At 49.5% G+C, this 22819-nt stretch carries 21 protein-coding genes and 1 tRNA gene; 11 read left to right on the top strand and 11 right to left on the bottom strand.

Going from position 1 to position 22819, the window contains the following annotated elements:
- Positions 1-84: 84 nt before the first annotated feature.
- The 3 genes from SPIBUDDY_RS04590 to SPIBUDDY_RS04580 all read left to right on the top strand — a co-directional run bounded on the left by SPIBUDDY_RS04590 (position 85) and on the right by SPIBUDDY_RS04580 (position 2910).
- Complete coding sequence (locus SPIBUDDY_RS04590) at positions 85-963, top strand: VIT1/CCC1 transporter family protein (protein WP_013606590.1); 879 nt, start codon at positions 85-87, stop codon at positions 961-963.
- Positions 963-1919 carry an aldo/keto reductase gene (locus tag SPIBUDDY_RS04585; RefSeq protein WP_013606589.1) on the top strand — a complete coding sequence of 319 codons (957 nt, stop codon included), beginning with the start codon at positions 963-965 and terminating at the stop codon, positions 1917-1919. Before SPIBUDDY_RS04590 ends, SPIBUDDY_RS04585 begins: the two co-directional genes overlap by 1 nt.
- A gap of 82 nt (positions 1920-2001) precedes the next feature.
- Positions 2002-2910 carry an AEC family transporter gene (locus SPIBUDDY_RS04580; protein WP_013606588.1) on the top strand — a complete coding sequence of 303 codons (909 nt, stop codon included), beginning with the start codon at positions 2002-2004 and terminating at the stop codon, positions 2908-2910.
- Here the strand turns inward: SPIBUDDY_RS04580 and xylA are convergent.
- Both xylA and xylB read right to left on the bottom strand, forming a co-directional pair.
- Complete coding sequence (xylA, locus tag SPIBUDDY_RS04575) at positions 2907-4235, bottom strand: xylose isomerase (protein WP_013606587.1); 1329 nt, start codon at positions 4233-4235, stop codon at positions 2907-2909. The genes SPIBUDDY_RS04580 and xylA overlap by 4 nt on opposite strands.
- A 9-nt stretch (positions 4236-4244) precedes the next feature.
- Entirely contained in the window at positions 4245-5723 is a 1479-nt protein-coding gene (gene xylB, locus SPIBUDDY_RS04570) for a xylulokinase (RefSeq protein ID WP_013606586.1), read from the bottom strand.
- Positions 5724-5810: 87 nt separating this feature from the next.
- Between xylB and SPIBUDDY_RS04565 the strand changes: the two genes are divergently transcribed.
- Both SPIBUDDY_RS04565 and SPIBUDDY_RS04560 read left to right on the top strand, forming a co-directional pair.
- A complete protein-coding gene (locus SPIBUDDY_RS04565) occupies positions 5811-6602 on the top strand; it encodes an AraC family transcriptional regulator (RefSeq protein WP_013606585.1) in 792 nt (263 codons plus the stop codon).
- Positions 6603-6958: 356 nt separating this feature from the next.
- Positions 6959-7195 (top strand): hypothetical protein, encoded by a 237-nt coding sequence (locus tag SPIBUDDY_RS04560; RefSeq protein WP_013606583.1) that lies wholly within the window; start codon positions 6959-6961, stop codon positions 7193-7195.
- Positions 7196-7310: 115 nt separating this feature from the next.
- Here SPIBUDDY_RS04560 and SPIBUDDY_RS04555 read toward each other — a convergent pair whose 3' ends face one another.
- The 3 genes from SPIBUDDY_RS04555 to SPIBUDDY_RS04545 are packed head-to-tail and all read right to left on the bottom strand — an operon-like array spanning position 7311 to position 10322.
- The gene (locus tag SPIBUDDY_RS04555) at positions 7311-8195 is read right to left on the bottom strand and encodes a ribokinase (RefSeq protein ID WP_013606582.1); all 885 of its coding nucleotides are present in this window, start codon (positions 8193-8195) and stop codon (positions 7311-7313) included.
- 8 nt (positions 8196-8203) lie between these two features.
- Positions 8204-9739, bottom strand: a complete 1536-nt coding sequence (gene cls / locus SPIBUDDY_RS04550; RefSeq protein WP_013606581.1) for a cardiolipin synthase — start codon at positions 9737-9739, stop codon at positions 8204-8206.
- A gap of 58 nt (positions 9740-9797) precedes the next feature.
- Positions 9798-10322 carry an epoxyqueuosine reductase QueH gene (locus SPIBUDDY_RS04545; RefSeq protein WP_013606580.1) on the bottom strand — a complete coding sequence of 175 codons (525 nt, stop codon included), beginning with the start codon at positions 10320-10322 and terminating at the stop codon, positions 9798-9800.
- An 86-nt stretch (positions 10323-10408) separates the two neighbouring features.
- Between SPIBUDDY_RS04545 and SPIBUDDY_RS04540 the strand changes: the two genes are divergently transcribed.
- Positions 10409-11485: a tetratricopeptide repeat protein gene (locus tag SPIBUDDY_RS04540; RefSeq protein WP_013606579.1), complete on the top strand. Its 1077-nt coding sequence runs from the start codon at positions 10409-10411 to the stop codon at positions 11483-11485.
- On the opposite strand, the gene SPIBUDDY_RS04535 is transcribed toward SPIBUDDY_RS04540, so the two are convergent.
- Positions 11482-13524, bottom strand: a complete 2043-nt coding sequence (locus SPIBUDDY_RS04535; protein ID WP_013606578.1) for a patatin-like phospholipase family protein — start codon at positions 13522-13524, stop codon at positions 11482-11484. The genes SPIBUDDY_RS04540 and SPIBUDDY_RS04535 overlap by 4 nt on opposite strands.
- Positions 13525-13642: 118 nt before the next feature.
- Here SPIBUDDY_RS04535 and SPIBUDDY_RS04530 point away from each other — a divergent pair.
- The 3 genes from SPIBUDDY_RS04530 (at position 13643) to SPIBUDDY_RS04520 (ending at position 14886) form a co-directional block, all read left to right on the top strand.
- Positions 13643-13727 (top strand) — tRNA-Leu (locus tag SPIBUDDY_RS04530).
- Between the two features lie 231 nt (positions 13728-13958).
- Complete coding sequence (locus tag SPIBUDDY_RS04525) at positions 13959-14252, top strand: autorepressor SdpR family transcription factor (protein WP_013606577.1); 294 nt, start codon at positions 13959-13961, stop codon at positions 14250-14252.
- The gene (locus SPIBUDDY_RS04520) at positions 14227-14886 is read left to right on the top strand and encodes an SdpI family protein (protein WP_013606576.1); all 660 of its coding nucleotides are present in this window, start codon (positions 14227-14229) and stop codon (positions 14884-14886) included. The genes SPIBUDDY_RS04525 and SPIBUDDY_RS04520 overlap by 26 nt, the downstream gene beginning before the upstream one ends.
- On the opposite strand, the gene mltG is transcribed toward SPIBUDDY_RS04520, so the two are convergent.
- Together mltG and SPIBUDDY_RS04505 are read right to left on the bottom strand one after the other, a co-directional pair.
- Entirely contained in the window at positions 14870-16282 is a 1413-nt protein-coding gene (mltG, locus tag SPIBUDDY_RS04515) for an endolytic transglycosylase MltG (RefSeq protein WP_013606575.1), read from the bottom strand. The two genes, SPIBUDDY_RS04520 and mltG, sit on opposite strands and share 17 nt — an antisense overlap.
- Positions 16275-17357: a coiled-coil domain-containing protein gene (locus SPIBUDDY_RS04505; protein ID WP_013606574.1), complete on the bottom strand. Its 1083-nt coding sequence runs from the start codon at positions 17355-17357 to the stop codon at positions 16275-16277. Before SPIBUDDY_RS04505 ends, mltG begins: the two co-directional genes overlap by 8 nt.
- A 182-nt stretch (positions 17358-17539) precedes the next feature.
- On the opposite strand from SPIBUDDY_RS04505, the gene SPIBUDDY_RS04500 reads away from it, so the two are divergent.
- Both SPIBUDDY_RS04500 and SPIBUDDY_RS04495 read left to right on the top strand, forming a co-directional pair.
- Positions 17540-18346 (top strand): DbpA RNA binding domain-containing protein, encoded by an 807-nt coding sequence (locus SPIBUDDY_RS04500; protein ID WP_013606573.1) that lies wholly within the window; start codon positions 17540-17542, stop codon positions 18344-18346.
- A gap of 3 nt (positions 18347-18349) precedes the next feature.
- Positions 18350-18997: an MBL fold metallo-hydrolase gene (locus SPIBUDDY_RS04495; protein WP_013606572.1), complete on the top strand. Its 648-nt coding sequence runs from the start codon at positions 18350-18352 to the stop codon at positions 18995-18997.
- A 78-nt stretch (positions 18998-19075) separates the two neighbouring features.
- Here SPIBUDDY_RS04495 and SPIBUDDY_RS04490 read toward each other — a convergent pair whose 3' ends face one another.
- The 3 genes from SPIBUDDY_RS04490 to SPIBUDDY_RS04480 all read right to left on the bottom strand — a co-directional run bounded on the left by SPIBUDDY_RS04490 (position 19076) and on the right by SPIBUDDY_RS04480 (position 22797).
- Complete coding sequence (locus tag SPIBUDDY_RS04490; protein ID WP_013606571.1) at positions 19076-19438, bottom strand: TraR/DksA family transcriptional regulator; 363 nt, start codon at positions 19436-19438, stop codon at positions 19076-19078.
- Between the two features lie 119 nt (positions 19439-19557).
- Entirely contained in the window at positions 19558-22191 is a 2634-nt protein-coding gene (locus tag SPIBUDDY_RS04485) for an energy-coupling factor transporter ATPase (RefSeq protein WP_013606570.1), read from the bottom strand.
- Positions 22192-22230: 39 nt separating this feature from the next.
- Positions 22231-22797, bottom strand: coding sequence for an ECF-type riboflavin transporter substrate-binding protein (locus tag SPIBUDDY_RS04480; RefSeq protein ID WP_013606569.1), 567 nt, complete (start codon positions 22795-22797; stop codon positions 22231-22233).
- Positions 22798-22819: the final 22 nt, after the last annotated feature.

The following is a 22819-nucleotide window of genomic DNA, read 5'->3' as shown; positions in this document are numbered from 1 at the left end:
CTACAAAGAGAACCGAGTGCGGTCAAGCAAAGCTATTTCCAAAACCAAACCCGCTGGGTATACTTGGCTGAGGGAGCAAGTACAATGGAACAAAAAACAATGAGCCGGAAAACCATGCTGATCCTCCTCTATCTACAGCGGGGAGAATTGACTGAACACCTAATCTATAAAAGCCTCGCAAAGCGTGTGAAAGATGAGCATAACAGTGACATACTTCGTCGCATAGGGGAAGAAGAACTTAGGCATGCCAAAATCTGGGAGAAAATGACTGGTAAACAAGTCAAGCCCAATCGGGTGAAAGCATGGTTTTACAGCATGCTTGCCCTCCTGCTCGGCTACACGTTTGTTTTAAAGAAAATGGAAAGGGGTGAAGACAAGGCAACCAAAGGCTATGCCGCCCTGATCGCGGAAGTACCGCAGGCAAAACAAATCTCCGAGGATGAGGACCGACACGAACAACAGCTGCTGGCAATGCTCGATGAGGAGCGCCTGCAATACATTGGTTCGATGGTTCTCGGTCTCAGCGACGCCCTGGTCGAACTTTCCGGCACTTTGGCAGGTCTCACCTTCGCTTTGCAAAACACCAGACTCATCGCACTCTCGGGCCTTATCACCGGTATATCGGCAACACTGTCCATGGCCTCCAGTGAATATCTATCGGCAAAGAACAGCGGCGACAAGAATGCAGCAAAAAGCAGCATGTACACCGGCATCGCCTATCTCTTTACGGTCACCTTCATGGTCCTTCCCTATCTGCTTTTGGAAAGCTATGTACTCGCCTTGATCCTCATGCTGGTCGTTGTGGTAGTCATAATCATGCTGTTCACCTACTACACTTCAGTTGCAAAGGATCTTCCCTTCGGCAAGCGTTTCACGGAAATGGCGCTCATCAGTCTTAGTGTGGCTGCCATCTCGTTTGTGATCGGAATCTTGGTCAAGCGATTCCTGGGAATTGAAATTTAATGAAATACCTCAACTTTTTTGGAAAACAGATCGCCCAGATTTCTCTGGGCTGCGACCACTATGGTGCTGCTGTCAGTGAAGAAACTGCAATGCGGCAGCTTGACATCTATGTACAGCAGGGCGGCAATCTGCTGGACACCGCCCACATCTACGGTCAGGACAAGGCAGGTGGACCTTCCACCAGCGAACAGGTGCTGGGCAAGTGGTTGAGGGCAAACAACCTACACGAAAAAATCACGGTCGCCTCAAAGGGATGTCACCCGTATAAGGAGGATATGAGCCATAGCAGGATCAACGAGAAGGACATGATGCTGGACATCAGCCAAAGTCTGGACCAACTAAAAACCGACTGCCTGGATATCTGGTTCTTCCACCGCGACAATCCATTGATGGGCAGCGATGAGATTATCGACCTTGCGTCCATGCTTATCGACAAGAAGCTGGTCAAACATCTGGGCGTCTCCAACTGGAGAACCGAGCGAATAGAAGCAGCCAACACGTGGGCTAAAGCCCATGGAAAACCAACCTTTGAAATAAGTGAAATCCAATGGAGCCTCGCCCGTTGCACACCTGAAACCTGGGGTGATGACACATTGGTATGCATGACCGAACAGCAACGCCTGTGGTATGAGAAAGAAGCTATGCCGGTAATGTGCTTCGCCCCCCAGGCAAAAGGGTTGTTCTCAAAACTCTTGTCGGGAAATGAGGATAGGCTCAGCTCCAATGCCAAACGCAGATTTCTTACCGAGGAAAATCTTGCCTTGGCTCCCAAAGTGCAAGCATTGAGTCAGCATCTCCGAGTCACCCCGGCCGCCATCGCAATGGCCTATCTGACCAGCCAGAAGAATCCGACCATTGCCATCGCAGGTTCCAGCCGGGTTGAGCAGATCACCGAAACCCTTGGAGGAGCAGACCTCACCCTGACAGAAGAAGAACTTGCATTCCTGCAAAGCTAACCAAGAACTACTCAGGTGAAAAATTGAAGAGTTGACCACCACCCTCTTGCGTTACCACCTTTGTGAAGATAGGATGCACCCTATGGCGCAGTCATTATTGCAAGTTGCACTCTTTCTCTTTCTGATCGCCCTGGCGAATTTTCTTAAACGCATTGGGCTCTTTTCAGAAAAAGAAGGGGCAACCCTCTCAAAAATTACCTTGAACATCACGTTGCCTGCAGCAATTGTAGCCAGCTTCAACACGTTCAAACTCGATTATTCGCTTTTAGTCCTCATATTCTATGGAATCCTTGCCAATGTAGTGATGATGGTGTTGTCCTACATCGCCATGAGGAAGGAGTCAAACAGCCAGAAAGGCTACGCTCTGCTCTGCGGTTCGACGTACAACGTAGGCAATTTCTCCTTCCCGTTCGTCCAAGCCCTTTTTGGCGCCCCCGCTTTGGTAGCCGCTTCCCTGTTCGACCTTGGCAATGCCCTTATGACTACCGGCTTTACCTACTCGCTTGCTTCCAACACCGTAAGTGGAACAAAACCCAATACCAAGGATTTGGTCAAGAAACTCTTTACCTCGGTACCGTTTGTCACCTACCTTGTCATGATCAGCCTCTCATTTGCAAACCTCACCCTGCCCCTCTTCCTGCAGAATTGGATGCAGACCATTGGAAAAGCAAACCCGATCATCGCTATGTTGATGATCGGGTTCATGTTGGATATTCGTTTTCAACCGGGCTGGATCAAAAAATCAGTAGTGCTGCTTTGTATCCGCTATGGCGTGGCAACCGTGTTTGCGTATTACTTCCTCAAACACACCCAGTTCAACCAGGTCATTCGCGTCACCTTGGCTCTGGCGGTGTTCTCCCCGATCTCAAACAGCTCGGTGGCATTCACCGAGAAAATTTCCGATCAGGGAAAACTTGCCTCCTTCACCTCATCGCTGTCGGTGTTGATCAGCGTTCTTTGTTATTTCGTCCTGGCACCGCTTCTCTCTTAGCCGAAGAGGTAGGAATTCAACAGGTTGTTCAGATACTCCTGCTTACCGCTCTTCTTCTCAATCTTGGCATTGCGTCCAAGCTCTGCGAGTTCTGCCAGACTAAGCTTGCCTTCCTCAAACTTCTTGCCGTCTCCCTTATCGAAGGAGCTATAGCGTTCCTTCACAAAGGAATCGATTACGCCGTCGTCCAAAATTTTCTGGGCTACCTCAAGACCAAGAGCAAAACTATCCATGCCACCGATGTGGGCGATGAACAAATCCTCAAGGTCGGTGGAGTTGCGCCGTCTCTTGGCATCGAAGTTAAGACCGCCGTTGCCAAGTCCACCGTTTCTGAGAATGACCAACATTGCCTGCGTGGTTTCATACACATTGCTGGGGAACTCATCGGTGTCCCAACCATTAATCGAGTCGCCCTGGTTGGCATCAACGCTGCCGAGCATGCCATTGTCGGCGCAGACCTGCAAATCATGGCTGAACGTATGACCGGCCAGTGTTGCATGGTTAGCTTCAATATTGCACTTGAAATCCTTCTCCAAGCCCCAGTTCTTCAAGAAACCGATGGTGGTTGCCGCATCGTAGTCATATTGGTGCTTGGTCGGTTCCATCGGCTTGGGTTCGATCAGGAAGGTACCCTTGAAACCGATGCTGCGTCCATAATCCCTGGCCATCGTCAAGAAGCGTGCAAGGTGCTCCTGCTCGCGCTTCATATCCGTATTGAGCAGGCTCATATAGCCCTCACGGCCTCCCCAGAAAACATAGTTGGAACCACCGAGCTTGACGTTCACGTCAAGGCTGTTCTTAACCTGTACAGCAGCGCGTGAAACCACCTTGAAATCAGGATTGGTAGCCGCACCATTCATGTAGTTGGGGTGTGAAAACACATTGGCGGTATTCCACAAAAGCTTGATGCCACTGGCCTTCTGGCGGGCAAGCAGCTCATCGGCAATTTTATGATAGGTCTTCTCGTACTCGGCTGCCACTTCATGATCGGGAGAAGCATCGATGTCATGGAAGCAATAGAACGGAGTACCGAGCTTGGTAAAGAATTCGAATGCAGCATCAGCCTTGGCTACAGCATTCTCATATTTATCCGCCTTGCGGAAGGGAAAGTCGATGGTGGAGTTGCCGAACGGGTCGGTGCCATCAGCGCAGAAGCTATGCCAGTAGGCGGTGGCAAAACGAAGATGTTCTTCCATGGTCTTGCCGGCAATTACCTTCTTAGCATCATAATATCTGAAAGCCAAAGGGTTCTTGCTCCCCTTTCCTTCGAACTGAATTTTACCGATTCCTTTGAAATACTCTTCTTGTCCAACAAAATACTGCATTGTATCCTCCTATGCAAACAGAGGCGTCATGGCCTCTACATACGCTTGATAACGGGCATAGGCTACTTCATACTGCTTGCCCGCTTCCTTATCCGGTGTACATGATTTCGACTCGTCAAAAAGCACGTGCTCCTTGGCAAGATCCACAATACTGGTACCCTTTAGTGTCCATAATGCCTGCAAGGCAGCACCAAAAGCGGCACTTTCTGCAACCATCGGAACTGCTAGCGGCAATTGCATGACATCACAAGCGATCTGCCTCCAGATGGCGCTTTTTGCACCGCCACCGGTGAGAATAATCCGTTGGGGAACAAAACCAAGCTCCCTAAACGCATCCAGGCCGCCTTTCATAGCATAGATGGAACTCTCAAGAGCCGAACGGGCTATGTTCTGCACCTTCATATTGCTCATATCCAGGCCTGCAATCACACCCTTGCCATGGGGCAGGTTGGGAACGCGTTCCCCATTGAAGAATGGCAACATCGTAACACCCTCACATCCGATCGGAGCTTCACCGGCCAACGTGTCAAGCTGTTTGACATCGTAGCCGAACAGAGAGCGGACCGACTCGGTGGTAATGGTACAATTCATCGTGCACAGCAGCGGCATATACCCGCCGGTTGACGAGCAGAAGGCCGCAAGACGTCCCTTAGGATCGGTAATGCAGCTGTCGCTGTATCCGAACAAGGTCCCGCTGGTACCCATGCTCATGGTCAAATCACCCTTGCCGACACACCCGGTCCCTATGGCTCCTGCCATGTTGTCACCCGCTCCACAGGAGACGGGAATACCGAGTGGGATACCCAGTTCCTTAGCCGTAGAGGCTTGCACCTTGCCACAACTCTTGCCCGCTTCCACCAAGGGAGGCAACAGGCTGTACAAGTCGCGATTCTCATCGACAGCCTCAAGAACTTCACGGCTCCACTTCTTATGCTTCACATCGAAGAAGGCGCTACCGGAGGCATCACCCGCCTCGGCGGTATACTCGCCGGTAAGATAGTAGTTGATATAATCGTGCGGCAACAGAATATGTGCAAGCTTGTCATAGGCATCCTTGCGATGTTGCTTGAGGTGTAGAATCTTGGAAAGCGTATAGCCTGGCAAAATCTGGTTTCCCAGCAAGGCAAATACCCGTTCTTCCCCGCCAAGCCTCTCTGTCAGTTCATCGCATTGGGCCTTCGTCGAGGTGTCACACCAGAGTTTCACCGGGGCAAGCACTTCCCCATCCTTTCCAACAGGAACGAAACCATGCTGCTGCGCTGAAACACCGATACCGCTAATCTGACTTTTAATGGCAGGGTCTATTTGATCAAAACAGGACCTGATGGCATCCAAGTACCATACGGCTTCTTGCTCACGGGTCCCGTCATCCGAGCTGAACATCTGGTGAGACGCACTGACGGTCAACAGAACGCTCTTTGTGTCAACGTCATAACAGAGCACCTTGGTACTCTGCGTTCCAGTATCAATTCCTGCAACAACTTGCATATTACTCCGTCTCCTTTGCTACAGCATCCTCCAACAGAAGGGGTATTACCATAGACAAGATTGGAAAAACATATGTATTATTGACTTATGGAACTATTGGACGCAGTTTTTGTCTTTCAGATGCATGAACAACAGGAACTCTTATGGCACCAACGGGTACACAGCCATGAGAAGGGGCAATTTGAGCTCCATTACTTTGTAAGCGGCAGTGGCACGTTTTCCAATGCTCACAACCGCTATAGCATCTCCCCAGGCTCATTGTTCGTCACCACAGGAGAGACCATCCACAGCATTGAAGCGAATGAGGAGGAGAGCCTTACGTACTATGCCACCCTCCTCTTCTGTCCCGAGGAGCTTGAACTTGCCAAAAGATTGGAAACCATGAACCCGATAAAAGTTGGAACCAACTGGCGATTCTTCTTCGAGGAAGTCAGGGATAAAGGATTGAGCCAAACCAGGGAACTGCGCATCAGTGCATGCCATCAAGTACTGGGGCTTCTGTACAACCTTGCTGCTGGAACGAAAATTGAAGAGGTTAAGGGCGAAAACATCCGGCTCGAAAAAGCCATCCGCTACATGCAACGCCATGTCTTCGACAAGGTCGACCTGCAGATGATCGCAAACCATGTACAACTCGATCATTCCTATTTTGTACGCCTTTTCAAGAAGCGCATGAACACCACCCCGATGCAGTACTATTCCAACTTACAACTTGAGGCGGCAAGGGCATTGCTCACCAGTACCAATCTCTCGGTCAAGGAGATTGCAGACAGACTCCAGTTCTGTTCTGAATTCCACTTCTCCAAACGATTCAAGCAGTCTACGGGAACCAGCCCCTCGGCGTATAGGAAAACACACCTGCAACTTCTCGGCTCCTAATTCTGGGAGAAGTTCAGTTCACTTTGCTCACCGCTCTCCTGTCAGAAGCGGTGCAATACTTCGTTCATGTCTCTTGTCACAGCAAAGGATATGCCACAAGCACAAAGGATGCCGTATGTGCGAATGCCTGCAAATTCAGCGTATTGTCTCTGTCACAAGTGAACAATCGCGATTGCTAAACCGGTTAAAACTTGTGCTATGTTATATGTTATTGGTAGATGTTATAGGTCACTTCTTCGTACATATGACATTCGCTAATTTCTTTTATTATAATAAATTATAGTATTTCGTGTATTGACATCTTCTCACATATTCCCTATTCTTCAAGTACAACAACGACAAGAAGGAGAGAGCATATGAAGAAGTTAGCTACCATCGCACTTACCATCATCCTCATGGCATTGCTCTCTTCCTCTCTCTTCGCCGCCGGCATGAACGACACCGTGACTCTCAAGCTGCATGCATACATCCCGGAGAGGACCACCTTCAGCGCCGACGAGTTCGGCTTTACGGTCGCCTCCAATGCCTACAACTTCACCTACTCGGTCGCCGTGCAGGGAATGGACAGGACCTTGTTCGTGGTTGCCAATTGAATTGCTTCTAGATAGCGCGTCCGGACAGACAAGCTTGCAAATAATCAGAAGCCAGTGTTGCGGGAAACATCACTGGCTTCTCTTTTTTATGTGAGAGATACTGCTTGAATCTGGTTTAGGAAAACACCTCGAAAGCAAGGGGGATGGAAGCCATTGCACCGGGCCGTGAAACAGCAAGGCCGGCAGCCTTGCTTGCATATTGCAACGCTTGGCGGATTGAATAGCCGCGGGCGATCGAGGCAAGGTAGAATCCTATGAACGTATCGCCGGCTGCGGTTGTATCGACAACCTGTGTCTCATAAATACCGTGATGGATCCTAAGATCCTTGAAAGCATACCAACAACCCTGCTTACCGATGGTAAGAAGAATCTCGGAATTTGGGTACCGGGTGACCAACCTTTCAAGAATGGTTTTGTAGTCGGCAGTCATTTCCATACCGGCAAGACCTGCACCCTCAATCTCATTGGCAACCAGGATGTCCACCAAATCCAAGGGAAGGGAGAGCAAGGAGGAATCGAAAGGAGCAGTATTCATACAGACTTTCATACCCCGTTGTTTTGCCTTTCTGATCAGATACTCGGTATGCACAATCTCATTCTGCAATACCAGCATATCGCCACTGTTGAATTGTTCAAGGGTACGGTCGATCTCCTCGGTCGTAATGGCCCCATTACCGCCGCTATACAGGATGATGGCATTCTGTTTGTTGGAATCCAATTGGATCAGGGCTTGACCGGTCGCTCCCTCATAGGATTGGATATTCGAGACATCCACACCATACCCAGAGAGCAGCTCAAGTAAAAACGCACCATCGAAGCCGACCTTACCTGCGTGAAATACTGAAGAGCCGGCCTTGGCCAACGCTGCACTCTGATTGGCACCCTTGCCACCTGCACTCCTGGTAAGCGAGGTACTTTGCAGCGTCTCCCCTCCCTTGACGATATGATCGACAGTAAAGACCAAATCGATGTTAACCGATCCATAGTTTAGAAACCTCATCACTCCTCCTACATCAGCGGTGCGGCAATCTTGAGAATCAGGCCTAGCAATCGCTTGTACCATGGCCTTTTTTTATGGAAATCCTGTGCAATACGTTCACTAATCTGTAAAGTATGCTGGATATCCTCATATACTTTGCGAATCACGGAAGAACCATAAAAGGCAACCCCGTTTTCGAAATGCAAATAGAATGAACGATAGTCCATGTTGATCGTTCCAATAATTGCCACCCTATCATCACTGACGAACATTTTCGCATGCAAAAAGCCAGGTGTATACTCATAAATCTTTACCCCTGCTTCCAAAAGCAGACGGTAATTCTCCCTGGTCACCGCAAACACATACCACTTGTCCGGCATATGGGGTGTGATGATTCTCACATCCACACCACTTTGCGAGGCAATCTTGAGGGCAGTAAGCATTTCATTATCCAAAACCAGATAGGGCGTAGTAATCCATACATACCGTTTGGCCATGTTGATAATCTGGATATACGCATTCTCCGCAACATTCTCGTTATCCAAGGGATTATCGGCAAACGGCTGGACGAATCCATCCATCTTGGTGGTAATTGTCGGCCTATGCTTGGCAAAATCTTCGAACTTCCCGGTCGAGAAGGCCCACAGCTGAAGGAACATCTGGGAAAGGCTCCACACAGCATCACCGCGCAGTTTTACCGCCGTGTCTTTCCAATGCCCGAACTTCAGCTTCCGGTTGGCGTACTCGTCAGCGATGTTCATACCGCCTGTGTACCCGATATTGCCATCGATGACCAACACCTTGCGATGGTCACGGCTATTGAGCTTGCTGTTCAGGTGAGCCCTGAGAGGATTGAAAGCGACTACTTCCAACCCAAGCGATCTGAGTCGGCGATCCAGATGGGAGGGAATATCCAAAATTGAGCCGACATCGTCATACATAAGACAGATTCTCACACCCATTTTCTGCTTTTCGAGCAACACTGCGAGGAATGAATCCCAAATCTCGCCTTCGCTGATAATGAAGAATTCCATGAAAATAAAGGATTTTGCTTTCTTCATTTCAGAAAGGACATCGAGAACCCAAGCCTCACCCGAACTGAAATACTCTACCTCGGTATTTCCCCAGACAGGAAACCCGGTAATATTCGCAATGTATTGGGCTTGTCGTGCAAGGGTTGGAGAATAAGAAGCCAACGCTTTCATCGGGAGAAGTTCGCTGTAGGCTCCTCCTTCCACTCCCTTCTGATAGAAAATATTGAGTTGTTCAAGACGTGATCGAAGTCGCGCATTAAGCCGACGATTACCAAAAAACAGGTAGAATATGCCACCGTAGACTGGAATGGACATAAAAATGAGCATCCAGCCGATTTTATAGGCAGGGTTGAGGTCGCGGGAGATTACCACCAACGTCATGAGAATGGAAAGAGCTGAAAGAAACTGTATCCAAAGCGCACTATTTTGGGCAAACGAGAAAATATTGACCAAAATTCCGATTTGCAGAGAAATAAGCACAAAGGAGATGAACAATCTTCCTGTGAAGAACTTCAACAGTTTTCGCAGCATACCCACCTCCTCCAGATTGAAGAGTATAGCATCAGAACAGAATGCAGGCAAAGGGGAGCTAGTGCATGCTGAATTCGCATCCACAATACTGCTGGCGGTAGATTCCCAGCTCTTTGCTCAACTGTACGCTCTTCTCAAAGCCGCCTTTTTTCTTGAAATCGATACACTCAAAGCCCTCAAGCTGCTGGCCGACAGCAAAAATGAGCTTGCTGTTCTTGAACCGACTGACAGTCAACGTTGTGGTGAAGTGGGAGAACCCGAGAGCCTGTGCCTTAGCGGCAGCTTGTGAAAGGTTGTAGGCAAAGCACTTCTCGCACCGCAAGCCGCCTTCTTTTTCCATTTCATGACCCTGGATGGATTGCAGCCAACTCTCATGATCATACCGTTCATGAATTACCTGGAGCTGATAGCTGTGGGCAACCTGCAACAAGGCCTCATACCGGCGCTCGGCTTCCTCTTGGGGGAAAATATTACTATTTGAAAAGTACAATACTGGATTCCAACCATCTTCGAGCAATCGCTCGATGCTGGCGGTGCTGCAGGGGCCGCAACAAGCATGTACGAGAATATCACGTGCTTCCATAGCTATACGATACGGCAAATAAACCCACTCTTGCAACCACCTTCCATTCCTTGTAGAGTACAACCGTACAGGGGAGGCCTTTACGCATGAAACGCACTAAGAATTATGGACTATGGTTGTCTCTTTTGGTTACCATCATTATTTTCACCCTCAAGATTCCCACCTACAGCAAAATGCTTTTGCTCGCAATCTTCATGCTTGGTTTGCTCTACCTCAGACGTAGTATCTATTATTATGTAAAGGCCAACAGGACGATTACCAGCGAGAATCCCCAAGATTGGGAGAAAGCTTGGCCTCTCTATCGCAAAGCCATAAAAGCAGGATTGCAGAAATCGTATGTCGTCACTTCTGCAAGTATGTTCCTACAGCGCGGAGATGCCGCTGAAGGGAAAGCAATACTACAACAGTACCTTAGCGCCTCAAAAGGCAAAGAACCCAATCTGGACAACATTGCCAAGACTATGATCAGCATGGCGTACTGGATGGAGGGAGACCTGGGAAAAGCTTTGGAGGCAGTAGAGCAAGTCTATGAAAGCGGATACCGGGACAAGAATCTCTTCATCAACTACACCACTTATGCCTTGGAAAGCGGCAATCTCGCCAAGGCCAAGGCATTGATCGACGAATCCGGAGAAATGGAGAATACCAGCCCCGGCATCAGGGACAATCGCGGATGGCTTTATCTGCTGCAAGGCAAATGGGAACAAGCCGATGCCCTCTTCGCCGAACTTGTAAAGAAAAGCCCCAGGTTTCCAGAACCGTATGTGCACTATGCACAGGTCCTCATCCACTACGGGGAGGCAAAAGAAGCGATTGACATGCTCAAGACTGCCCTTCAATCCCGTTTTTCCAATACTTCAGGAATGAAACAAGAGCACATTCAGAGCTTGCTTTCACTGTTGGAAGCAGGCGAAACCAGGCTCAAGACAGCCAAGGAAATCGATGCCGACCCAGTGAATGTGGCCTCCGGCAGAATGCCAAAGCCTATAACGGGTGCTTTTGCCGTACACGAGGGAGATACCTTGGAAGGTTTTGCTGTTCGCCCGATTAAGGCTACAACACCCAAGGTTGTTGAAGAGCAAGACGAAGAGCGGCTGCCCAACACCGATTTGACTGAAGAGGATTTGGAATATATCAGAAAGCACAATCTCGAGGAAAACTAGAAACTCATAGTGAAGAAGAATCCCCAGACAATGGTATTCACACTCTGATCCCATCCCCCATAGACGGTCAACGGGAGGGTGCGAATACCTAAGAGGGAGATGTCGGTATGCATTTCCAATCCCAAGGAGAGCGCCGGCTTGAAGCTATTCTGATACCACAACAAATCGGCATACACTGCTACTGAAGAATTTTGGAAGAGGAAAAGCTCAGCCATGGTTGGCCTGAACGAAACGGGTCGGTACCCGATCGTCAGATTCAAACCGACCAAATGATTTGCAGGATTCACCGAGAGACTCAAATCGTGCCCCTGTGCTTTAATCAGGGTATTGGTCGTGCGAAAACCATCAGAAATAAAGAATGGGACATCACCATTGCCATCAGCGGCAAAGCGCGCGTAACTTACCATTGAACCAAACATGTCCCATGCATTCTGTACGAGCTCGGTCTCAAGCCGAGTCGAGAGGAACGACCTGTTGATTGTATAATCACCAAGGATTTGATAGTTGAAAGCCAGCGAAGTATCGCTCAAACTCCATCCCTGCTTCTCCTGTGCTGCAAGCAATCCTTGCAACCGAACAGTATAGAGATAGGTATGCCCGTCCCAAGCATCCGTAAAGGTGCTGTTCTTGGTATTGCTCATCTGTTCTATGGACTGCATTAGACTCAGCCGGAGTTTATTTTGGAAGGTAAAAACCCTACCTTCCAATACTGCACCAAACGAGAAAATCGGAGCGGCATCGGCGAAATCAAAGAGAACCGATGCATATCCGGTCGCTTTCAGATGTTTCAGCATATGATAGTCAACTTGCGTCCTGATCGCAGGAACGGCGGAGAACTGGTCATTCGTCACAAAATTGAAAGCATATCCCACATTGGCCGACAGGGCGAGATTGCCTGTTTTCCACTGATATTTCAACCCTAAGGTTGTATCATCCCTGAGAGCCGAGGTATCAAAGAAGGTGTAGTCGCTGTCCAGGCCTGCTCCAAGCAGGTGCGAAGGGACATTGACCGGTACATGCTTGAATAAATCGTATTGGCTGCTGCTTACCAACAGGTTTTTCTGCAGTTGCACCCGCAACTGGGAAAGTTCCTCGCTGATACCACTCTTATACAAACCAGAAAGGCTTTGTTCCTGCAGTTTTGCAGACTCATACCCTTTTTGGGTGAGGTATTCGGCCTTGGAGAACTCCATGAAGGAGACAGACTCAACATTGTTGCGAATCCAAATGACATCGTCCAGAGCCTGCTTAAGTTCATCCACTCCCCTTCTTCGCTTTCCGATATCCAGTGAGACATTCAGAATAGTCAGGGGATTCTTCAGGTTCAGGGTATCCACATCATAAAACGTAGTAGAAACAATGACCGAGTCGGCAAATTCATACGCAAGATTAACGGGAACAATATTGGTCACACCGCCGTCAAGGAGCAGATGTCCTTGGTACTCGACCGGGGGAAAGTAAACCGGGAGGGCATAACTGGCTCTGAGTACTGTGTAGAAGTCACCCTCGCTGATATGGATCTGGCGTTTGGTTACCAAATCTTCAGCGATGACGATGATGGGTAGTACAAGCGTTTCAACTCGTAGGTCCTCGCCAAGAATTGATGCGACTTTTGCCAGGAAACGTGAGGAATCGAGCATTCCGCCTTGAAGAGGAAGGGTGGTATCGAAAAGGCTCTGCAGGGAGACTCCTGTAACGCAGTCTAGAATCTGATCAGGAGAGAGGCCGGCAGCGTACATAAGGCCGACAATACTTCCCATTGAATTGCTGATGATGAAATCTACAACAATGCCCTGTTCCTCGAGGTACTTAAGCACTCCGATATGGGCAAAAGCACGGGCCGATCCACCGCTGAGCACCAAACCAATAGGAGAACGCTCCCCGTTGGTCCGTTCCAATATACGTTGTCTGAACTGGGCATCACCATAGGCGATAGGAAGGTTGGCACTGAGAATATCATCTGCATCCATGCCTGCCAAATTGGAAACAACCATACAAAACAACAGCAGCATGGCCAGGAATGTCTTAAACCTCTTCACAATTCCCTCCGTGTACGTTCTACTCTAAAGCAATTGAGCTGAAAAGACAATCTGCCTCTAATTTTTTAAAACTGTGTTGCTTTTTCCAACCGGATTTGATAGCATGAAGTTCGCTAATGCCGGCGTGGTGAAATTGGTAGACACGTCAGACTCAAAATCTGATGGATGAGTAATCCGTATCGGTTCGATTCCGATCGCCGGTAAACATAGTATCTGATAATTTGTTTATCAACAACAAATTAAGAATGCACACCGATGTACACAAGTACAAACGTGTGCATTTTTTATGAAAAAAATGAAGAAACCCAATCCCCTACCCGCTTATGGCCCTTACATTGCACTGACTCGGTATTGCGCAGGCTATGGGATATACTTGACGAACTTTTTTGCTACGGATACTATCTATTTAGAAATATTTCGAAATAGGAGCATCCATGGGGTTCTCAGAAACCATGAAAGCCATTTCCGACCCCCAGCGGCGAGAAATGCTCTCACTACTGAAAAAAGGCAAACTGAGTGCGGGAGAAATTGTAACTAATTTCCCCAATCTCTCCGCTGCCACCGTTTCATACCATCTCTCGTTGTTGAAAAAGGCTTCTCTCATAACAGAAAGCAAATTCAAGAATTTCATTTATTACGAACTCAACGCCTCAGTCTTTGAGGAAATCATGCTTTGGTGCGCCCAGTTTACGGGAGGATCTGATGAAACAAAAACGCTCTCTTTTTGATCGTACGCTTATTATTACCACAATTGTATGCCTGCTGCCGCTGGTATTCTCGGTGATGGTCTATCAGGACCTGCCCGACCAAGTGGCAATACACTTCAATGCAGCCGGCGATCCGGACGGCTATGCGTCAAAGGCTTTCGCTGCCTTTATACTTCCCCTTTTACTCACGCTTTTGAATGTCGTACTGCAAGTAGCATTAAAATCCGATCCCAAGCGCGATCCCAGCGAACGGATTTATCACATCTCTCGGTGGATTATCGCACCGCTGAATCTTTTTCTGTGTCCCCTTACCCTCTTGATAGCACTCGGGAAACCCATTCAGGTTGAACGCGTCGTTCCCCTGGCGGTTTCCATTCTCTTTCTGATCATTGGAAACTATTTGCCGAAATGCAAACTCAACTATACCATCGGGTTCAAGCTCCCCTGGACACTTGCCAGCGAATACAACTGGAAAAAAACCCACCGGTTTGCTGGCTGGCTTTGGACAGGGGTAAGCATTGTCTGCATCCTGGGCATGTTGGTTGGCTTGAGTGCGGTACCACTTTTTTTGGTTGGCATCCCGATTATCGCCATCGCTCCGGTACTCTATTCGTTCATCCTCTACAGAACAGAACAAGCTACCGATACTGTTTGATATTTTCTTTGTGCTGTTCGTAGGTAAGAGCAAAATGAATCTGCTTATTCTCATCGTGCAAGTAGTAGAAATAGGGAGTGTCCGCCGGAAAGAACGCTGCATGCACAGCCTCGGGTGAGGGACTGCATATTCCACTCGGCGGCAGCCCCACCTTTCGCCGGGTATTGTAGGGAGTCTTCGTTTCCAAGGCATGGGTGGGAATGGGATTGACCCAGTCATCCAGCTCATAGCGGGTGGTTGCATCGATCCCAAGCGGCTCCTCATTCTTCAACCGATTGAAAATTACCGATGAAATCTCTTGCATTTGGCCGGCTTCCTGGGTTTCGGCCTGAATCATGGAAGCAATGATCAACAACTCCTGGATCGAGTACACCTCCAACTGGGGAGAACTCAGGTGCTTCTGAATCTCGTTGAGCATTGCCTCATACATAGCCAAAGCCAAATCATTGGCAGCTCGCTGCCGGTTTACCGTATAGGTACCGCCAAGCAACCAACCTTCTGCAAATCCGAGACCGTAAGCGGTAGCCAAATCGTGCGCAGATTGGAGGAAAGTTCCCTCTGCAAAACCCAATCGGTTGACCAAGTAATCATCGATAGTCTTGAGTGTAAAAGCTCCCGGAATGGTCAACTGCACCATCTGCGGCTCGGCGGTGAGCATGGTCCCTATTTCCGGAAAACTCAATGCGCTGTGCATCAAATAGGAACCGGTCTTGAGAATTGTCGCAAGATTGTTCTCAACGAAGTAGGAGAGCAATGCCTGAGCATCCTCAACCACCCCCAATTGCTCCAGCAACAAGCTTACTGAGCGGGCAGTCATACCACGCTCGATCGTGAAGGCAATAGCCGGCCTGTCCTCAATGAGCGAACTAGGCTCAACGCGTTGCTCTTGCTGATCGGACAGCACCCACCACAGGATTGCAAAGCAAAACAAAAGGGTTGCCGCAAGCAGCGGAATAAGAAACATGGCAGCTTTTGATGTACGATATCCTTTTCGTTTGCCAATCGGGGGAGGTTGCACCTTCGGTCGCGCAACGGTATTACTTTTTGGCCGTATCACATGTGTTTGCACCAAGTGAGGATTCGGCTGCTCCGCAGTCCTGATCGTCTGTACGGCAGCTTTAGGACGTCGTACAACGGCTGTGCCGCCCTGTTTTGCGGGAGTAGCCTTGGGCTTTTGTGCAGGTTCCTCTGCTTTCTTCGAAGACGATATTTTTACCGTCATGCTGCGGGTTGTCACCGAAGTCTTTTTTCGCACGACTGGACGAGGTGCTTTTGTATCCGGTTCATCCTTCAATACCACTTTGTACGAGGAAGTATTGGCTTTGCTTGGCGCCGCAGTTTTGGTCTCTTCCAAATCCAAGGACAACTGCGTTGGTTCCTTTTGTTTCTCAGCCATCGGTTAGTTGTGCGGGGGGAAGCAAGGTTGCAATGCGTTTATGCTTCCCGTCAATGGAGGCTGCAATTTGGCTGATCTGCCGATTGCAGGTATCAATTTGTGAACGAAGCAATTCAATCTTCTGGTTTTCCAACTCAATCTGAGCCTGTAGCTCCTGCACCTGAATCAGGTTCTCCAGTTGCTTGATTTCGCGTTGCAGACTCTTGGTCCGCTTGCGATGCAACGTTATCTGGTCCATCAATAGGATTGCTTTTTGACCGATTTGATCGGCATGCACATCCTCTGGCAGTGTCTCATACAAGGCCTTTCCATACACCGAGGCCGCCTTCTCAGCAGCTTTCTGGGCCGATTTCATCTCACTTGCCCGTTCTTCCAGGCGGGCCTTGGGGCTTTGCACCTCCTGAGACTGCAGCTTTGCCATGGCACTATGGTGGAGCTCCAGCTCCTGGCCCAGCTCCTGCTGCCGCTCTTTCAGATGCTGTAGCTCATCCAGCAACGATTGTCTGTGTATAACGGGAAGATCTCTCTCACATTCGATGGCCACCAAATGCTGGCCTGCTTTAACCAGCAAGCCCGGTAGAACTTTGCGCTGCAAATCCAGTTGCACGTTGATGATTTGACGACCAACAAACCCGGTATGTACTTGTTTGCGGTTTTCCAGTTTCCGGGTTTTCTTTGCATGGTCCTCAAAGAACGGGAAACAAGCTTGTCTGACATGCTCCCTAAGCGTCTGGGAGATGTAGGCTTCATAGGCTATCGCCCCGAGTTGGGCATACACGCTTGCGAACGGTTTCTCAAGCAAACGAATGTCCTTTTCAATCTCCTTGATCTTCCTTGAACGGTCCTCGATCTGGCTGATGTATCCTAAAAGCTGTTCGTAGGAATGTTTTGCACTCTCATAGCGTTCCAGCTCTGAACAGAATTTTGCATACTCGTTGACGGCATACCTTAGGCTGGAAATCTGCTGAACAAGCGCTACGCTCCTGCCTAAATCGGCATAAAGTGAGAACACATCACTAAAATGTTGCTCTATCTCCTTCTGCTTTTGCTGAATGTCCGCCTGCAAATTACCCATATTCCGATAGTACCACAGCTAGGGCCTTATACGCAAAGAGAGAAAGGAAGAGCAACCGCATTCTTTCGTTCCTTGACAAAGCCGGAAGAGGTTGAGTATTCTGAGGACAAACTGCCCGTGGGATGGGGACCTTTACCTCATGCATAGTATGGTTCTCCCGCAGACAGGGCTGGAGGAAGCCCGTGTATGTGCCAGCATGCACCTTCCTACCTTTGAGTGTGACCGCCTTGCGGTATCCGCTTACTTTCGTCATCCGCCTGTTTCTTGCAGGTGGCGAAGGAGACAGTTCGCCCTTCCTTCCCTCTTCCCTGCCGCGGCCGGCAAAAAGAGGCAGAGGTGCAGCTACGTATCCAGGAAACAAAATGCCCGCCGCTGGCATCCAAAGCGAGGCAAATCACTATCAAGGAGAATTGCTCATGGACAATGAAAACAAGAGCACCCCGAACGAAGAAGACCTGTTGACCGGCACTATCCAACTGCTGGCAGCAAAGGTCAAGGCCGACGCCAGTCCCGATGAATTGGAAAGACTGAAGAGGCTGATCAAGAAAAACGTACCCTTCACCCTGCGCGGCTATTTCATGGCCTACCTCTTGAGGGAAATCCTGCAGGCTAACAATCCCAGAAGGGCCAACAGCCGAGAAACGGCGAGACCGGCAAAAGTAAAGCGCGAGAGCAAAGCCCCTTCCAAGGCCGAGGAACCACAGGCAAAGCCCCAGGAAAAAGTCAGGGAAGAGAAAGCCCTGCCCGAAGGCGCACGAACCCTGTACCTGAACATCGGCAAGATGAAGCGCCTGTATGCAAAAGAGTTGAGCCAACTGCTGCAAACTGAACTTGAAATCACCCGTGATGACATTTACAGCATCCGCATTCACGACAAGTACTCCTTCATCAGCATGAGCGAGGAGAACTGCGAGAAAGCCATCGTCAAGCTCAATGGAATGGACATCAAAGGCAGAACAGCCGCAGTGAGCTATTCCAACAAGGAGTAAAGGATGTTTGTCGAACGACTTGTGGTGGGACCTTACCAGACGAACTGCTATATTTTGGGCGATGAGGAGACCTCAAGCGCCTGGATCATCGATCCGGGTAGTGACGAGAGCGCCATCATCCGCCGCATCGAGAAGCGTAACGTCACACCGGTCGCCATCCTTCTGACCCATACCCATTGGGACCATATCACTGCACTCGGCGCTTTGAAAAACCATTGGCCGGAGCTGGAAATACTGGTCAGCGAAGAGGATTCCCTCTACTTGGGTCCAGACGGATACGACAACCTCAAACAAGTATGTTTCGACAAGAGTTTTTGGGACAAATATGAAGAAGAGCTGAGCAATCTTCCCCAACCTACCGCCTTTTTACATGATGGACAGCTTCTGCAAGACAGCCACCTGAGCGTATTGGTAACTCCCGGACATACCCCTGGAGGCCTTTGTTTTTACCATGAAGAGGGTCAGTTCATGTTCACCGGCGATACCTTGTTCGCCGGAAGCATCGGCCGCACTGACCTACAAGGTGGATCCTATTCACGTATCGTTGAAAGCTGCCAGCGCTTGCTGAAGCTCCCCGAGGAAGTCCAGATACTTCCCGGTCACGGGCCTGCAAGCACCATAGCACGCGAGCAACACAATCCCTATCTCTAACATTCTCAGACAAAAAAAGAACAGAAGGTTGCCCAGCATTTGGATTTCCTTCTGTTCTTTTTTATGCTAAAGCGAGCTTTATCGTCTTCCTGGTACTTCCTCGGCATTCTTGCAATCTACGCACAATACTGCATAGGGAATTGCCCGCAGGCGCTCTTCAGGAATCTTTTTCAAACATTTCAAGCAATGGCCGTACTTGCCGTTATGAATTCGGGCCAGAGCATTCTCAATCGAGCGCAGGCGGTTTGCCTCATGCTTGTTGATTGCTTCCATCTTCTTGAAGGCTATATCATCCGCTGCAACATCGATGCTGTCCTTAATACCCATGGCATTGACCATCTCCCGAAAGTCACTGTTGTCTTCGGTCAACTTGTCCAGCAATTCCTTTCTCATGGCAATAAGCTGCTCTTCCATCTCTAGTACAAACGTATCGGACACCATATGCCTCCTGCAAAAGTCAAACTTCGACCCTTGGATTTTTATTCAATATAAGATGGGGATAACCCGGCCATCTGTCAAGCTCTCTACCACACTTTTTGCATTATTAGTGTCTCTTTGTCCTAGAAAGGATACCAAAACATGACTTTCGTTCCTAACCGCACCCAAAGACTCACAGTCACCAGAAGCACAGCCAGTCCAAGGGCGACATAATCTCGTGCCTTCAGGCAACGACTCATATACCAGGTTCGCCTCTCCATACGTCCAAAACCCCTGAGGATCATGGCATTGGTTATCACCTCTATACGGTCGAGGCTGGAGAGTACCAACGGGGCAAGAATCCTGCTTACCGATGCAATTCGCTTACCCAAGGAGACTGCTTTAGAGATATCCACCCCACGCGCCATCTGGGCGTGAAGAATATGCAGATAGCTGGAGGTGACCTCCGGCAGGTAGCGAAGGGCAAGTCCTACTGCATAACTGATCCTGTAGGAAAGCCCCAGACGATTGAGCGAAGAGGCAAATTCAGAAGGATGGGTGATGCTGACGAACAGAAGCGCCATGGGAAAGAGTGAGAAATACTTGAGGCAGACCACCAACAAGTAGAACAGTGTCTCCTCAGTCAGGGCATACCGCGCACTTTCAGAACCGAAAACTACCGTCCTGGTCCCGAGATAGCGGGTTCCTTGGTCGGGAGAGAAGAGGTAGATAAAGAGGGCATTCAGGGCAATGATGGTGCACATACCCAAAATATAGGGTTTGAATTTGCGTAGCGGAATTTTGGAAGCGAGCAAAAGCGTAAAGGAACAGGCAGTGCCAAAGACTAAAAACCGTAGATCGAAGGTGGTGAGGCTAAAGATGATCCACAGCAGGAACACTCCCAGTTTTGTCACTCCATTGAGAGGATGCAACAAAGAATCGGTACTTTCGTAGGAGAGGGTGAATCCAAACTTTCGTCCCCCCTTTTGCACTCGTTTCTTTGGTTTCTCCTTCTGAACAGACGCAAGCGGAGTCAGGGGTTTCCAAGGAATCTGGGCGACATCGGTAACCACACTCCGTCCCATTGCCTCGGCTTGCACAAACGTATCGATGAACGAGGGGATATCGTCAATGCCACACCGCTTGGCAAGGGTGTAGAGGCTGGTAACCTTCAGATTTGCTGTAGCCAGGAGTGCTTCATCGCTGAAGACTTCCGCGGTGCTCTTGTCGCATAGAAGCGAACCCTCATGCAAAACCAGGGAACGCTGGGTATACTCCAGAGCCAGATGCATGTCGTGCGTTATGAACACAATCGTAAGGCCGATGGTACGATTGAGATGACTCAAAAACTCCATCAAGGCGGTATAGCGTACATAATCCTGTCCGCTGGTCGGCTCATCAAGAATAAGCAGCTTGGGCTGGGTGACTAGAATGGATGCTATGGTTACCCGTTTCTTCTGCCCATAGCTGAGAGCCGAGATCGGCCAATGATGGAAGGGGCGCAAGGCACACAGGCCAAGCACATCCATCACCCGATCGTGTATATCCTGTTCACGGTAACCGCGTTGGCGCAGGGCAAACGCCACCTCATCGTAGACCAAATCGCAGCTGATCATATGATTGGGATTCTGCATCACAAACCCGATCATCGAGGAGCGTTGGCTGGACGAATAGTCGTTGAGCAGCTGGCCTTCAAACAGAATATCCCCACTATCCTGCCTCAGCACTCCCATCAGAAGTTGGGCGAGGGTCGACTTCCCTGCCCCGTTACTTCCAAGGATGCTTACCATTTCTCCCTGATGCAGGGTTGCATTCATCGATTGCAAGGCACCCTTGATGCCATCGTAGGAGTAACAAAGGTCCTTGATCTCCAACTGGACGGGACGGGTCAACGACCGGTGTTCCTTGCGGCTTTTCGTATACCAAGACGCAAGGTTGGGTGCACAGCTCTCCACGGTCATTGCATCGAGACGGCTTGCATCACCAAGGGAGGCAATGTCACAGCCGGCCAACCGCAAAGCAGCCAGATACAGAGGATCGCGGATGCCCATGGAAGGAAGGAGTGCCGAACTGAGCAGCTTCCCTGGAGCGGCATCAACAACGAGGCTGCCCTCCTGCATCACCAATATCCTATCGACTGGGCAGGAAAGCACATCCTCGAGGCGATGTTCGATGATGATAATCGTCGTATCAGTTGTCCTATGGAGCTCGTCGATCAAGGAAATGGCAACCCTGCCGGTTTCAGGATCAAGGTTGGCCAGCGGCTCGTCAAAGAGCAGCACCTGAACATCGTCCACCAAAACACCGGCAAGCGAAACACGTTGTTTCTGTCCACCGGACAAATCCTGCGGACTATGGGTGAGGAAATCCTCCATATCGACAACACGTGCCATATTCCTGACCAAGGTTTGCATACTTTGCTGCCCCATGCACTGGTTTTCCAGAGAAAAGGCAATATCCTCGGCGGTGCTCAAGGCAACAAATTGTGCATCGGTATCCTGCATCACCGTCCCGACTTTCTGGTTGACCGCATAGATATCCGAGCTTTGGATATCCAAGCCGCACACCGTGACACTGCCTTCCATAGTCCCACCGAAGGCGTGGGGAATGAGGGCATTTATACAATAACCAAGCGTGCTTTTCCCACTGCCCGACGGACCAGCTATCAGTATTTTCTCACCTTTCCTAATGCTGAGATTGATATGCTTGAGCGTGGCTTCCGTCTGGGCTTGATAGGTAAAGCTGAAGTCGTTGAACGTGATGAGATCTTCTTGCATGCATGCACCCGGGGCTATAAGAGCCCGTGCGTACTCCTTTTATGCCTCGTTGTCTTTGGCTAGATTCTTGTTGCTTGCATTGCGTCTCACGACGAGCATGAGTAGCAAGGTGCCAAGGATTGCGATGACGATGGTATTGGAGAAGGCGATGATCAACTGCTGGGTGATGACCTTGTCCATGGGTTCGGCAAAGAAAAGGTAGTCAAGCAGGGCGCTGATCATATAGCCGATGAAGTTACCCAAGAAAGAGAGCAGGATGAACAAGCCGATCGAAGACCGGGGAAGCTCTCCCTTATCAATGGTATGGTTGCTCATTTTTCCGAACAGGCCGATGGCAGCACCTACGATTCCGCTACCGAGCACCCAAGTAAGCCAAACACCCCAACCTGCAAACAAATCAGTAAGCAGATGCCCGAGAAAGCCGACCAGAAAGCCGATGACAGGCCCGTAAACTGCGGCAAACAGAGCCAAAATCGCCATTGCCGGCTTAATGGTTGTGTTGGCAAACACCGGGATGCTGATCAGACCGCCGACTCCATAGAGTGCTGCACCGATGGCGATAATCACCACCATTTTTACCGCCTGCATACCTTTTGATGTACTCATAAACAAACCTCCTTGAAAAAAG

It is taken from the genome of Sphaerochaeta globosa str. Buddy (genome assembly GCF_000190435.1).
GTDB lineage: Bacteria > Spirochaetota > Spirochaetia > Sphaerochaetales > Sphaerochaetaceae > Sphaerochaeta > Sphaerochaeta globosa.
Note: the sequence above shows the minus strand (reverse complement) of the source record. Positions and strands in the feature narration are given on the sequence as shown.